Raw genomic sequence first — 14,125 nt, 5'->3', positions numbered from 1 at the left:
ATGATCGAATTTCTGCGTTTCCCGATAAAGCTGACCTTTGCGCTGGTGGCAGCGTTGATGATCGGCTTTCATCTCAACCTTGAAACACCGCGCTGGGCCGTGATGACCGCCGGGATTGTTGCAGGGGGAACGGCGTTTGCGGCAGGAGGCGATCCCTACTCTGGCGCATTACGCTATCGCGGTCTTCTGCGTATTATCGGTACTTTAATTGGCTGTGTTGCCGCTCTGGTTATCATGATTGCCACTGTGCGAGCGCCAGTGGTCATGCTGTTGCTGTGCTGTATCTGGGCCGGTTTTTGCGTATGGCTTTCGTCGCTGATTAAAGTCGAAAATTCCTATGCGCTCGGTCTCGCGGGCTATACCGCATTAATTATCGTGGTCACGGCAAACGCCAGCGGCGGCCTTACGCTGGTTCCGCAATATGCGGTGGAACGCTGTAGCGAAATTATCCTGGGCATCCTTTGCGCCATTCTGGCTGATATGATTTTTTCCCCGCGCTCCATTAAAAAAGTGATTGATGCCGAGGTGACGTCGCTGCTGGTGGCCCATTACCGGTTGCTGCAACTGTGTGTGGCGCATCAGGACAAAGAGGAAGTCGATAAAGCCTGGAGTGCGCTGGTACGACGCACAACGGCGCTGAGCAGTATGCGTAGCCAGTTAATGATGGAGTCGTCACGCTGGCAAAATACCAGCCGCCGTCTGCAGATGCTAAACACGCTATCGCTGACGCTGATTACACAGGCGGCGGAAACGTTTTTGATTCAGAACTCACGTCCTGAGTACATTCCCACGCAGTATCGCGTGCTGACGGAAAAAGAGGCCACGACGCCAGAAGATGTGCATAAACGTCTGAAAACGATGCGGCGACTCATGGCAGCCAGCAGTAAAACCGTGCCGGAAACGTTGGGGAGTTGGATGAGTGCCGCAACGGAATACCAGCTGTTGATTCATGGTGTGAAGAGTAATAGTCGTATTACCGATCTGGAAGCGCGCATTCTCCAGCGAGAAGTCGTGATTCAGGCGCGTTCGGCAGAAACCCACCATGCGATGATAAATGGTATTCGTACGTTTGTGGCGACGGCACTGGGCTCATTATTCTGGCTCTATACCGGCTGGACTTCAGGTAGTGGCTGTATGGTCATGCTTGGCGTGATTACCGCCCTGGCGATGCGCATGCCTAATCCGCTCATGATGGCGAAAGACTTCGTTTATGGCATGACGGTCGCAATACCGCTGGGGGCGCTTTATTTTATGTACATCTTGCCCAATACGCAGCAAAGCGCTCTGCTGCTGTGCATTGCCATCGGTTTACTGGGCTTTATTTCAGGCATTCTCATTCAACGCCGCCAGATTGGTACGCTGGGCGCGATGGCCGGTACGATTAACGTCCTGGTGCTGGATAATCCGATGCAGTTCAACTTTACGGTTTTTATCGATAACGCACTGGGGCAGTGGATCGGGAGTTTTCTTGCCTTAATGGTGATTCTGCTGATCCGTGATAAATCGAAAGCGCGAACAGGACGTAAATTGCTTAACCGCTTTATGTATGCTGCGGTGTCGGCAATGACCACCAATAAGGCGCGCCGGCGTGAAAACCATTTGCCAGCATTGTACCAGCAGCTCTTCTTATTGCTTAACCTGTTTCCCGGCGACATCGACAAATACCGCATCGCCCTGACGTTAATCATTGGACATCAACGATTGCGTGCGGCAGACGTGCCGATTAATGCGGAGCTTTCCGCCTTCCACCGCCAGTTACGGCACACGGCCGATCGTATCATTGCCGTCCGTAGTGATGAGAAGCGCCGTTATTATTTCCAACGCTTGCTGCGCGAGCTGGATGTCTATCAGGAAAAGCTGGCCCTTTATGATGCACCGGACAGTGTTACCGAGCCGGTGAAACGGCTGTCTGAGATGCTTTCAAAGTATCAAAATACGCTCGTCCAAATCTGAATTTGGGCCGTCAGCCATGCTGGCGGCCCTTTCACTTTCCTTCCTTCCCCGACCTGTCATTTTTGCCATCTATACTTTCCTGAAGTAAAAACAAACTGACAGGAGTAACGCAGATGCCTTCTTCACTGCAAGACAGCGAACTGTTCCAGACCGGCTATTTAGTCAACGGGCAGTGGCTGAGGACGACGTCGACTTTTGACGTAACCAATCCTGCAACGGGGGACGTTGTTGCTCAGGTGGCGAAAGCCGGTAAAAAGGAAACCGAAGACGCGATTAAGGCTGCACAAGACGCCTTTCCCGCCTGGCGGGCGCAGACGGCTAAAGCGCGTTCAGCGCTGCTTTACCGCTGGTATACGTTAATCATTGAAAACAAACGCTGGCTTGCTGAGCTCATGACAACGGAGCAGGGCAAACCGCTTAAAGAAGCGGAAGGCGAGGTTGAGTACGCCGCCAGTTTCATCCAGTGGTTTGCCGAGCAGGCCAAACGAGCCAATGGTGAAATCATTCCGCCTGCTAAAGCGGGATCACGTATCCTGGCCACGCGGGAACCCGTTGGTGTTGTAGCGGCGATCACCCCGTGGAACTTCCCGATGGCCATGTTGACCCGTAAGTTAGGTCCGGCGTTGGCAGCTGGATGTACAGGGATCATCAAGCCTGCCAACAATACGCCGCTTTCTGCGTTTGCCTTGCTGGCTTTGGCAAAGAAAGCCGGTATCCCGGACGGCGTCCTTAACGGCGTGGCAGGGGATACGCATGCTATCAGTGATGCGATTATGGCGAGCAACGCCGTACGTAAAATCTCGTTCACCGGTTCGACGGCGGTGGGCAAAACGTTGATGCGCAATGCGGCCGAGACCATGAAAAAAGTGTCGATGGAGTTGGGGGGCAACGCGCCCTATATCGTGTTTGAGGATGCGGATATCGATGCTGCCGTTCAGGGCGCTATTGCCAATAAATTCCGTAACGCGGGCCAGGTGTGCGTCAGCGTAAACCGTTTTTTTGTTCATAATGCGATCTATGAGCGTTTCACAACGCAACTGGCAGATGAGGTCAATAAACTCAAAGTGGGTAACGGTATGGAAAGCGGCGTCATTGTCGGACCGTTAATTGAGCGTTCGGCGTTAGAAAAAGTGGAAGAACATGTTAACGATGCGGTTGCCCAGGGTGGCAAGGTGCTCGCGGGCGGTAAGCGACATGCGCTGGGCGGCAATTTCTGGCAGCCTACGGTCATCGTCGATGCGCATGAAGGCATGAAGCTGGCTCAGGAAGAAACATTTGGACCGGTTGCGGCGTGCTTCCGGTTTGATGATGAAGACGAGGTCATTCGGCGGGCGAACCAAACCGAATACGGGCTGGCGGCGTATTTCTATACGCAGAATTTGCAACGCGTCTTCCGCGTTTCCTCGGCGCTGGAAAGTGGGATGATAGGCATCAATGAGTGTGCTGTCTCGACAGAGCTGGCTCCCTTCGGCGGTGTGAAAGCGTCGGGACTGGGCCGGGAAGGATCGGTGCTGGGAATGGAAGAGTACCTTGAGGTCAAAGCGCTGCACCTTGGCGGTTTAAGTTAAACGGCTATCTGGGCGGCACCGGGCCGCCCAGCGACGAATAACAGGAGTCACCTGTATGAGAGTCGAGCGTTTTGATTTTAATGAGATTGTCGATCAGGCCCATTTCTTCCGGCAATTCTGTGAACGCTTTTCCCTGAAAGCGCGCTATATCTGCGATTTGGATGGATTGTGGGACGTGATTGTCTGCAGAGGGCTACCTTTGCCCATCAAAATAGAGTTTGTGAACCTGGGGCAGGGACAGAAGCGGCGCTACGGTGCCTTGATTCTGCTGTTCGACGAGGCGGAGGAGGAACTGGAAGGGCAACTGCAGTTTAACGTGCTCTCATCTTCAACACGCTAAGGTCGGCTGTGATCATCAGGCTTAATGCCTTGTCCGCGTAAGTAAACATTATTTCTCGAGCATCCTCGCAACGTTAACGCTTGCTGACGCCTCGCTTTTTCTGGTCGTGATACTCTGCCCGCCAATCATCAGGACAGGTCACATGAAAAGTAAAAGAGGCACGCCCACGCCACATGATGCGACTTTCCGGCAATTTTTGTCCCAGCCTACGATTGCCCGTGATTTTATGGAACTGCACCTTCCCGCAGCGCTGCTCGCCCTGTGCGATCTGAATACATTAAAACTGGAATCGGGTGCTTTTGTGGAGGAGGATCTGCGGCAATATTTCAGCGATGTGCTGTATAGCATGAAAACTACAAGCAGAGAGGATGGCTACATCCATGTCTTAATCGAACACCAGTCATCACCGGATAAGCATATGGCGTTCAGACTGATGCGCTATGCCATTGCGGCAATGCAGCGGCATCTTGACGCAGGGAACAAACGGCTACCGTTAGTCATCCCGGTTCTGTTCTATAGCGGCAAACGTAGCCCGTATCCTTACAGTACCCGCTGGCTTGATGAGTTTGCAATGCCCGTGCTCGCCAGTGAACTGTATGGCAACGCTTTTCCGCTGGTGGACGTGACGGTTATTCCGGATGAGGACATTATCGGTCACCGCAGCATGGCGGCTTTAACATTGCTGCAAAAGCATATACATCAAAGAGAGTTGACAGAACTCATCGATAAGCTGGCCCCCGTCTTACTGGCTGGATATCTCTCTTCATCGCAAGTGATATCGTTGGTACACTATCTCTTGCAGGCAGGCGAAACAGCCGACGCCGACATTTTCGTCAGGACGCTGGCACAGCGAGTACCGCAACATGAGGATGCATTGATGACTATTGCACAGCAGCTTGAGCAGAAAGGCATTGAAAAGGGCATTCAGCAAGGTTTAAAAGAAGGAATTCAGCTCGGTGAGCAACGTGGTCTGGAGAAAGGACGCAGCGAGGGAGAGCGTGCGGCCGCGCTGAAGATCGCACGCACGATGCTGCAAAATGGTTTGCATCCCCGTGTTGTCGCCGAGATGACAGCACTCTCTGATGACGACTTAGTGCAACTCTGTCATTAAATACGCCACCCCATTTCGCGTCAGAGCACCTCATGCGAAAGCCAGTTCCTGTCTTTTAACGTGCCTGAGTGTTGTGCCGCTGGCGCGATCATTAGCCGATGTCCGTTTTCCTGCGCCTTACGGCTGTCAGGTTCTGCCTCGCCGTTTCAGACAGAAAAAAGCCCCGGCGACCGGGGCTAAAGGGTTCGTCATAAACAGACGAGGAACTATTTATAAAGCTGTGCGGTGAGGTGATAGCTGTCACCGGTATTTGCTTCAATAATTTTGTACGCGCTTGCGCCTTGCTCATCAGCTTTTTGAGACAGCTGAGCACGATAATCAATCGGAGAGCCTGCTACACCGCTGATGCTTACGGTTCCGGCAGGTTGTAAGTTCTGTGCTTGTTCGGCGGTCACCAGCTGTGCAGCGGAAGCGCCGAATGTCATAGCAGAAAGAAGACTTACTGTTGCGATGGTTGCTTTGATGTTCATGTTTATTTCCTCATAACTGTCAACAACCTACGGAGTCAAAACACAGAGCGGGTTGTCGATTAATTTCAGATGCGGCACGATTGCCGTCGATGTATTACTTATAAAGTTCAGCGGTAACGTGGAACGTATCGTCGCGATTATTTTCAATGACGCGATAGTGACCCGCACCCTGGGCATCTGCCTTTTGAGACAGAACCTGGCGAACATTCGTCTGATCGCCGTCGATGCCGCTGACGGTGATGGTTTGATTCAGGGGCTGCAGGTTCATCTCCTGCGCCTGTTGATTTGTTACCGGGCTGGCGGCATGGGCACCAAAGGACAGGAGCGAAGCCAAACTCAGGGCGGCAAAGGTTAATGTGGTTTTCATTACTCTTCTCCAGCAATGTTAATTAACCAGTGAGCATGTGGTCTCATCTGGTTACCTGTCAGTTCAAACGCTTTTATTTGTACAACTCAGCGGTGGCGTGATAGTTGCCATCGTTGTAAGCCTCGATAACACGAAAAGCTTTAGCGCCGTGTTGATCCGCTTTCTCACTCAGTTGCTGTCTGATATCTGATGGCGCACCGGCGACACCACTAACGCTCACAGTGCCGACAGAGTGCAGATTCTGAGCATCCGCAGCAGAAACATATTCAGCTGCAGATGCACCAAATGACAGGGCAGAGAGAATGCTTAAAGCAGCGATGGTAGTTTTAATTTTCATGAAAGATGTCCTCGTCGTGGCTGTTCTTCTTTTTTATTAGTGTGATTCACATCACGAAAGTAAGTATAGGACTAATAACGGCAGAAATTAATATCTGCCTAATAATGTTTTGTAGTCATACTTTAACCTTATGGGATTTTTTTATAACTAAACGTTATTAAAAGCGGTTAAAAAACGGCCTTTGGCAGGTAATTACTTATAAAAACAGTAAGATGCGCAACTTTAACTTTTGGTGCGGAAATTTATGGTCGATCAGGCTGCTTTTGAACACAACCTCAAAGGATAGCACCATCGATGCGGTGCAGAGCAGTGTAAAATAGCGTGGAAAAGTAGCCAGGATAAAGGGTATGACCAATAGTACAAGGTAAATAGCGGCAATGAGATAGGCTCAACTCGTTGATAATAGAGCGTTTAAACAGAAGAGAACACAAGGAGGGACGCGCTGCAGATCAACCGGCAGATGCGCTGCCGGTCAGAGATAAAGGCTAAAGTTCTTGTTCAAACAATACCAGAATAGCATCGTGCAGTTGCCTGACAGTAAAGGCGCGTGCTGGCGTGATAAAAATGGTGTCGTCTCCTGCAATCGTGCCCAGGATGCCTTCGGACTTACCTAATGAGTCAAGTAAACGCGCAATTAACTGTGCGGCACCCGGGCTGGTATGAATCACGACCAGAGCATCGTTATAGTCAATATCAAGCACCAGATTCTTCAGAGGACTGGTGGTAGTCGGCACCCCCAGTTCCGCAGGTAAACAGTAAACCATTTCCATTTTGGCATTGCGGGTGCGCACCGCGCCAAATTTCGTCAGCATACGAGAAACTTTTGACTGATTAATGTTCTCGAAGCCGTCTTCCTGAAGCGCCTGAACAATCTCGCCCTGAGAGCTGAATTTTTCTTCTTTTAATAATGCCTTGAAGGCTTTAATCAGATCGTCTTGTTTCGATGGGTTTCGCATAATTTACCAGTATACGTAAGACAAACCGCGAACCAGGCCGCAGCAAAGACATTATTATGCATATAAATGAATTTTTATGCAATCGGTTGTTAATTGTACTGCGAGGTCATCATCGCGGGCGGCGATAATAGCAAAGAATCTCCTCAGACCAAAACCCAGCTCACAGCCTGAAAAGGCAAAGGTTGCAAAGGTGTTATATTATTGATGAGGTAAGAAAATAAAAATGTACATTGCCGATCTCTTTCTGCGGATAATACGGTTGCCAGTTCACGGGTATAATGTTTACAGCCTGTTAGTGAGAATGATGCCTTCATCATTTGTTACTAAAGTAAGCCTGAACCGGGAATTGCCTGACTCGCGTGAGTAACCTGGCGAGTAAGGGACAGGAAGATGATGTGTCATTTTTTATCCGGCGCTTCTGTATTGAAGCAGGTAGAGCAGGCACCGGACAAACGTCATCCACTGAGCCGTTGGTTACGCTCTGATACAGATGGAATATCGGATCTTCTCTGCCCCACCTTAATAAGGAGTTATGAATGAAAGTTGCCGTTCTCGGTGCCGCGGGTGGCATAGGCCAGGCGCTCGCACTTCTACTCAAAACCCAGCTTCCAGCAGGTTCAGAACTGTCTCTTTACGATATCGCGCCTGTCACGCCGGGCGTGGCAGTAGATCTCAGCCATATTCCCACCGCAGTAAAGGTGCAGGGGTTCAGCGGTGAGGATGCGAAACCAGCCCTGAAAGGGGCCGACGTTGTGCTTATTTCCGCGGGTGTGGCACGCAAACCGGGCATGGATCGTGCGGATCTCTTTAATGTTAACGCCGGCATCGTCAGCAACCTGATCGAGCAGGTGGCGACTACCGCCCCTAAGGCGCTGATTGGTGTCATTACCAACCCTGTTAATACGACCGTGGCGATTGCGGCGGAAGTGCTCAAAAAACACGGCGTCTACGATAAGAATCGTCTGTTCGGTGTCACTACGCTGGACATCATCCGTGCAAACACCTTCGTTGCGGAGCTTAAAGGTAAACAACCTGGCGAAGTTGAAGTGCCTGTCGTCGGTGGGCATTCCGGTGTGACCATCCTGCCACTGTTGTCTCAGGTGCCGGGCGTCAGCTTCAGTGAGCAGGAAGTGGCTGACCTGACCAAACGTATCCAGAATGCGGGTACTGAGGTCGTTGAGGCCAAGGCCGGTGGCGGCTCTGCTACATTGTCTATGGGCCAGGCAGCTGCCCGTTTTGGATTATCGCTGGTGCGTGCATTGAATGGCGAAGCGAACGTAGTGGAATGTGCTTATGTTGAAGGTGAAGGAAAGTATGCCCGCTTCTTCTCTCAACCGCTGCTGCTGGGCAAGAATGGGGTTGCTGAGCGCAAGCCCATCGGCGCATTAAGTCCGTTTGAACAGCAGGCACTGGAAGGCATGCTTGAAACGCTGAAAAAAGATATCGCGCAGGGCGAAGCCTTTGTGAAGCAATAAAGCGTTTCAGACAACATAACGCCCGGTTCGACCGGGCGTTTTTTATTGCGTTCTGATACCTAACCTGAACAAGATTACGCGCTGTCTCGCTGCGCACCAATCCGCTCTTAACCGGCCCGTTACGGCAATTTTTATTCTCAGAGCCCACCTGAGCGGAACGTTCGGGTGGTCGATGCGCTATTACCTGTCGGCGTTTTTCGGCTCAGCGCTTCTACACGCATCTGGAACGGCGGGAACGGCATTTCAATGCCATGCTCTGCAAAGCCATGTAAAATAAGCTGATGCAGTTCATGGCGAAGCGGCATTCGATGGCCCATTTCCGCCGCATGCACGCGCAGTTCAAACAACTGAATTCCCTGCTGTAAATCCACCAGGAACACTTCAGGTGGCGGTGTATCCAGCACATAGCTGCAGCGCTCTGCCGCCTGTTTAAGCAGGGTAGTGACTTCTTCACTGCTAACGGTTGCGGGGGCAGGGATTGTCAGCACCACACGCGTGACGGAATCGGAAAGCGACCAGTTAACAAACTGCTCAGTAATGAACGCCTTATTGGGCACGATAATCTCTTTGCGATCCCAGTCAGTGATCGTGGTTGCGCGGGTATTGATGCGCGTAATGCTGCCGGTAAGGTCGCGGATGGTCACGGTATCACCGATACGAATCGGTTTTTCAAACAGGATAATCAGGCCGGAAATAAAGTTCGCGAAAATCTCCTGCAGACCAAATCCCAGCCCGACGCCCAGACCGGTAACCAGCCATTGTAGTTTTGACCACTCAATGCCAATGAGTGAGAAGCCCAGCAAGCCACCGATCAGCAACAGCACATATTTTGTCAGCGTGGTGATGGCATAACCGGTGCCCGGTGACAAATCAAGATGCTGCAGTAACGCAAGCTCAAGCAGAGCCGGCATATTGCGCACCAGTTGTGTGGTAATCACGAATACCAGAATGGCAATCAGGACGGCACCCAGCGTAATAGGTTGAATGCTTTCGACGCCCTGAACGGAGGTATTCACGTCCCACAGACGAATATTTTCAAGGAAACCAAATGCAGAGTGGATTTCTGACCACAGGACGATGACCGATACCAGCGCGATAAGTGTCAAAATGGAGCGTACCAGACGCAGCGACTGGGCACTGATGGCGTCCAGGTCGATAACAGGCTCTTCAATTTCAATTACGTCAGTATTTTGTGCGGCCTGATCTTTCTCCTCTTCGTTGCGCGCACGGTTGGCGAGCATATCGGCACGGCGTTGGCGTGCGCGATCAAAGCCCAGCCTGCGTCGCTGAATCAGCATCCAGCGGCGAATGATGTGGTAAATCACCAGCAGGAAAAACCAGATCGCCACAGAGGTTTCCAGACGGGCGAGCAGCGCCTGCGCGGTTTCAAGATAGCCCGTCATTGACGCAAGGGCGGCTACCAGTGGAATAGCGATCATTAGATTCCACAGCAGGCGGTTAATCATATTCTCGCCGCTGCCCTCTTTATCGAGATAAAGCGGTATGCCTGCACGCTTCAGGCTTACCGTCACAATACTGAGCGCGCCACAGATCAAAATAAAGCACAGCCGCCCCAGGGTGGCGGAGAACAGGCGATCGTCAAGGTTATCGAAGGTAATCAGCAACATGATCAGCGGCACGATCAGGCCAATACTCAACGAGTAATAGCGCATCGCGCGTGCAACACGCACCTGAGGCCAGCGAAAATGCACGATGAAAAGGCCGTTCGGGCGCGCAAACTGTGCGCTGACCATAAAGATCCACAGCAAAGGTAAGGTGGCGGTGATGCCGTCGCCTATCGCCACGGCGACAGGATAGGGCCAGGCATTTTGCAGGCCGTATCCCAGCGTAGCCCAGAGTACCGGCAGCGGCAGCGCCACCAGAATCGACCAGAACACGGTACGGATTGTCAGGCGAAAACGATCCTGCGTCACCTTACCGACTTTGCTGGCTGAGCGTTCAAGAAAAGCATTGAAGTGACGGCGGGTACTGAGACTGAAGCCGACCAGCAGCACCGCACCGAGAATGGGTAATACCGTGCTGCGGCTGGTAAACATCATGGCCAGCGCTTTACCGAGCTGCCCCAGTGTGTCCAGCGTCAGCAGGTGAGACAGGCCGTTAGCCACATCAAGGGGATAACTCAACGAAATCGGGCTGACATCGGCCGTCCAGAACAGGTAGCGGTGCGTCGCATCTTTAACTTCGGTTAGCGCATCCTGTAGCTGCGTGTTCGCCACTTTCAACTTGGTGATTTCCAGAATCAGCGTATCGCAGCCCGAAATCAACGAGTTAAGCAGTTCGCGTTGCGTTTTAAGCTGCGCATCCAGAATCCGCTTTTGTTCGCTGGTAAAAGGCTGTCCGTCGGGCTGATGGGCCTTACGCAATACGTTTTGCTGTTCGAGCAAATCTTCATAATGCAGTCGCTGAACACGGAGCTGAGCCATCTCATTGTCGATCTGCTGAGACTTCGGCATGTCAGGTAATCGTGCGACCTGCGCGCGAAGGGCATCACCGAGAAGACTGGATGCACCCAGCCATTGAGATTGTTCCCGTAACGTGGACAATGCCTGGCGGACCTGAATGATTTGATTGGTAGCGAGGCGTTGTTGTGAGGCCACCAGGTCCATTCGCTGCGCCTGCTGATTCAGTGCGCCAGATAACTCGCGGTTAACGTGAAATTGTTTACTGATCGCTGGCGGCAGATCACCGCTGTTTTCCGCCAGCTGTTCTGTCCGGGCCAGTGCAGTTTCTGCCTCGCGCTGACGTTGCTCATTAAGTTGATTACGCAGCGCCTGGAGATAATTATCGAGCTGGGTGACCTTACGCTGGTGGACTTCGGCGCGCATGCGCGCCAGTTCCTGACGGTTATTTGCCGACAGCTGCGCCAGCTCAAACTCATCCACCCGGGCCTTATTCGCGGCATTTTCTGCCTGACGGGCCATCAGCTGTGCCTGGCCGGCTGGCGTGGCAGGGCTGCCCGCGCTCTGCAGACGTCTCTCGCTCTCCGTCAGCGCCCGACGTGCTTCCGTTTGCTGCTGCGGCAGTTGTGACAGGGAATCGCTGATCTCGCGGGCCCGATCCTGCTCCTGTTGAGCCTGGCGTCCTTCCTCAATCAGCTGACTGCTGATTTGCAGAATCTCTTGTTCCAGCTCGGCACTGCTCATTGTGCTGCGTACCGTCTTCACACTGTCGTTGAGTGAGGCGATTTGCTGTCTCAGCTCGCGTGCCAGACGCGGAAAATCATCAATGACCTGTTGATACTGCTGCGCGCGCTCAACGGCATCATCACGTTCAGAAAGGGCCGCCAGTGCAGCTTCAAGCGACTGAATCTGATCGGTTTGCGAAGTGGCGTTTTTAGCGGACTTGACTTCTTCCAGCTGTTGTCTGAGCTGGCTGGCATCTGGCAGGCTGGCGGCAAACGTAGTACTGCTGAGCCCCAGGCTCAGCAGCAAACAGAGGAACGCGCGTACGAACACAGGGCTTACTCTTATTCGACAGCGTCAGACGGTGCGGTGGCCAGAGGCAGGGCGACCGCCATAGGTTGTCCCATCCGGACTTTGCTTTCGGCCTCAAGGCTTTCTGCCAGCCTGACACGGCCAGGCGCAAACAGGTTAATCACGGTCGAGCCCAGCTTGAAGCGGCCCATTTCCTGGCCTTTAAGCAGAACAACGGCACCGTCGTGGTCGGCGGCCGGATAGTGCCAGCGTTTGATAATGCCTTCGCGTGGTGGCGTGACCGTGCCAGCCCAAACGGTTTCAATGCTCCCGACGATAGTCGCGCCCACCAGGATCTGTACCATCGGTCCCATATCGGTCTCGAAGTAACAAATGACCCGTTCGTTACGGGCAAACAGGTTAGGGATGTTGCGTGCGGTCAGAGGATTCACTGAGTAAAGATCGCCTGGCACGTAAATCATTTCACGCAGGATGCCGTTGCACGGCATATGGACGCGGTGATAATCACGCGGTGCCAGATACGTCGTGATAAATTCACCCTCACGAAACAACGCGGCCAGTTGCTCGTTCCCTGCCAGCAGCGCGTCGATCGTATAGTAGTGGCCTTTTGCCTGGAAAATCTGGTCGCCTTCGATATGACCAAGTTGACTGATGGCACCGTCCGCAGGCAGCGCGATCAGGCTCGCATCCGGATCCACAGGGCGCGCCTCGTCCTTTAACGGGCGGACGAAGAAATCGTTGAAGGTGCGGTAACTGGCGGTATCCGGTTTACGTGCTTCAGTCATATCGACTTTATAAAACCAGACGAAGCCGTCAATCACCAGCTTTGTCAGCCAGCCGCCGCGACGGCTTGCGCCCCAGCCAGCAAGTTCAGTCAGCCATTTTTTGGGGAGAATGTGGTTCAAGCCAAGTTTAAAACGATCAAACACCCTAGCCTCCTGGCTATCTTTTATAACATTGACAAAATGGGGGCGGATTGTAGCAGCGCCCCGGTCAGATGGCGACTACGCTGTTACTGGCCTTAATCTTCACTCTCAGCAAAGTTTTTCCGGACTTTCACCTGCGCCATACTGTCCAGAATGCGGTGATAGTTGTCAAAGCGGGATGCGTCGATTTTTCCTTGCTCAACGGCTTCACGGATGGCACAGCCAGGGTCCGAGCCATGTTTGCAGTCACGGAACTTGCATTCGCCTAAAAACTCACGGAATTCGACAAATCCCCGGGTGATTTGTTCCGGCTCCAGATGCCATAAACCGAACTCACGAACGCCGGGCGAATCGATCACATCGCCGCCGTCGGGGAAATGATAAAGCCGGGATGCTGTCGTCGTATGCTGACCCAGACCCGACACGTCGGACACGTCATTGGTCAGAATGGCCGTATCTTCCTGTTGATCAAAACCGAGCAGGGCATTCAACAGGCTCGACTTGCCGACGCCGGACTGTCCCGCAAAGATACTTATCCGGTCAATCAATGCCGCCTGCAATTCACTCAGACCTGCTTTCTCATGGCTGGAGACCATTAAGACCCGATAACCAATCTTGCGATAGATCGCCATTTGCTCATCGACAAACGCGCGGGCTTTATCATCCAGCAGGTCGATTTTATTGAGCACCAGCAGCGGCTCGATATCCAGCGTTTCACTGGCGACCAGATAGCGGTCAATTATGTTCAGGGAGAGCTCGGGCAAAATGGCCGACACGATAATAATCTGATCGATGTTCGCGGCAATAGGTTTAACGCCGTCGTAAAAATCAGGACGTGTCAGTACGCTGGTGCGCTCATGCACCGCTTCAACAATGCCTTTGCCGCCGTTGAGGGCAGGGCGCCAGACCACACGATCGCCCGTCACCAGTGAACGAATCGTCCTGCGAATATTGCAGCGATGCGTAATGCCCGCACTGTCTTCGACATCGGCATGCATGCCAAATCGGCTGACCACAATGCCCTCAGCATCTTCACCAAATAAATTATCGTCCGCTTCCGGGCGCGTTTTGCGCTGATTTAAACGACGATCGTGGTTAGCGCTTACGCGGCGTTGTTGACCTTTCGACAGTTTATTTTTACTCACTCACCCTCACCGGTTTAGCTGG

At 52.6% G+C, this 14,125-nt stretch carries 12 protein-coding genes; 5 read left to right on the top strand and 7 right to left on the bottom strand.

All coding sequences use genetic code 11. The features are described from left to right. From aaeB to RAC60_RS17075, 4 genes are all read left to right on the top strand, one after another. Positions 1-1,953, top strand: coding sequence for a p-hydroxybenzoic acid efflux pump subunit AaeB (gene aaeB, locus RAC60_RS17090; RefSeq protein ID WP_039341742.1), 1,953 nt, complete (start codon positions 1-3; stop codon positions 1,951-1,953). Between the two features lie 113 nt (positions 1,954-2,066). Continuing rightward, entirely contained in the window at positions 2,067-3,521 is a 1,455-nt protein-coding gene (locus tag RAC60_RS17085) for an NAD-dependent succinate-semialdehyde dehydrogenase (protein WP_033740056.1), read from the top strand. 55 nt (positions 3,522-3,576) lie between these two features. Next, positions 3,577-3,861 (top strand): hypothetical protein, encoded by a 285-nt coding sequence (locus RAC60_RS17080; RefSeq protein ID WP_033740055.1) that lies wholly within the window; start codon positions 3,577-3,579, stop codon positions 3,859-3,861. A gap of 142 nt (positions 3,862-4,003) precedes the next feature. Further along, positions 4,004-4,972: an Rpn family recombination-promoting nuclease/putative transposase gene (locus RAC60_RS17075; protein WP_375094071.1), complete on the top strand. Its 969-nt coding sequence runs from the start codon at positions 4,004-4,006 to the stop codon at positions 4,970-4,972. Positions 4,973-5,178: 206 nt separating this feature from the next. On the opposite strand, the gene yhcN (RAC60_RS17070) is transcribed toward RAC60_RS17075, so the two are convergent. From yhcN (RAC60_RS17070) to argR, 4 genes are all read right to left on the bottom strand, one after another. Then, positions 5,179-5,442, bottom strand: a complete 264-nt coding sequence (yhcN, locus tag RAC60_RS17070) for a peroxide/acid stress response protein YhcN (protein ID WP_006120965.1) — start codon at positions 5,440-5,442, stop codon at positions 5,179-5,181. 94 nt (positions 5,443-5,536) lie between these two features. Next, on the bottom strand, positions 5,537-5,809 hold the full coding sequence (locus RAC60_RS17065; protein ID WP_006120964.1) for a YdgH/BhsA/McbA-like domain containing protein: 273 nt from the start codon (positions 5,807-5,809) through the stop codon (positions 5,537-5,539). Between the two features lie 73 nt (positions 5,810-5,882). Then, positions 5,883-6,146, bottom strand: a complete 264-nt coding sequence (gene yhcN, locus RAC60_RS17060; protein ID WP_039341751.1) for a peroxide/acid stress response protein YhcN — start codon at positions 6,144-6,146, stop codon at positions 5,883-5,885. A 485-nt stretch (positions 6,147-6,631) separates the two neighbouring features. Next, positions 6,632-7,102 (bottom strand): transcriptional regulator ArgR, encoded by a 471-nt coding sequence (argR, locus tag RAC60_RS17055; protein WP_006120962.1) that lies wholly within the window; start codon positions 7,100-7,102, stop codon positions 6,632-6,634. Positions 7,103-7,638: 536 nt separating this feature from the next. On the opposite strand from argR, the gene mdh reads away from it, so the two are divergent. Then, positions 7,639-8,577 carry a malate dehydrogenase gene (gene mdh, locus RAC60_RS17050; protein WP_006120961.1) on the top strand — a complete coding sequence of 313 codons (939 nt, stop codon included), beginning with the start codon at positions 7,639-7,641 and terminating at the stop codon, positions 8,575-8,577. A 137-nt stretch (positions 8,578-8,714) separates the two neighbouring features. Here mdh and mscM read toward each other — a convergent pair whose 3' ends face one another. The 3 genes from mscM to rsgA all read right to left on the bottom strand — a co-directional run bounded on the left by mscM (position 8,715) and on the right by rsgA (position 14,103). After that, positions 8,715-12,053 (bottom strand): miniconductance mechanosensitive channel MscM, encoded by a 3,339-nt coding sequence (gene mscM / locus RAC60_RS17045; RefSeq protein ID WP_006120960.1) that lies wholly within the window; start codon positions 12,051-12,053, stop codon positions 8,715-8,717. A gap of 11 nt (positions 12,054-12,064) precedes the next feature. Continuing rightward, positions 12,065-12,961 (bottom strand): archaetidylserine decarboxylase, encoded by an 897-nt coding sequence (asd, locus tag RAC60_RS17040; protein WP_033740050.1) that lies wholly within the window; start codon positions 12,959-12,961, stop codon positions 12,065-12,067. A gap of 92 nt (positions 12,962-13,053) precedes the next feature. Next, a complete protein-coding gene (gene rsgA / locus RAC60_RS17035; RefSeq protein ID WP_033740048.1) occupies positions 13,054-14,103 on the bottom strand; it encodes a small ribosomal subunit biogenesis GTPase RsgA in 1,050 nt (349 codons plus the stop codon). Positions 14,104-14,125 lie beyond the last annotated feature (22 nt).

It is taken from the genome of Pantoea sp. BR_17, from assembly GCF_041955125.1.
Classification (GTDB): Bacteria; Pseudomonadota; Gammaproteobacteria; order Enterobacterales; family Enterobacteriaceae; genus Pantoea; species Pantoea stewartii.
Note: the sequence above shows the minus strand (reverse complement) of the source record. Positions and strands in the feature narration are given on the sequence as shown.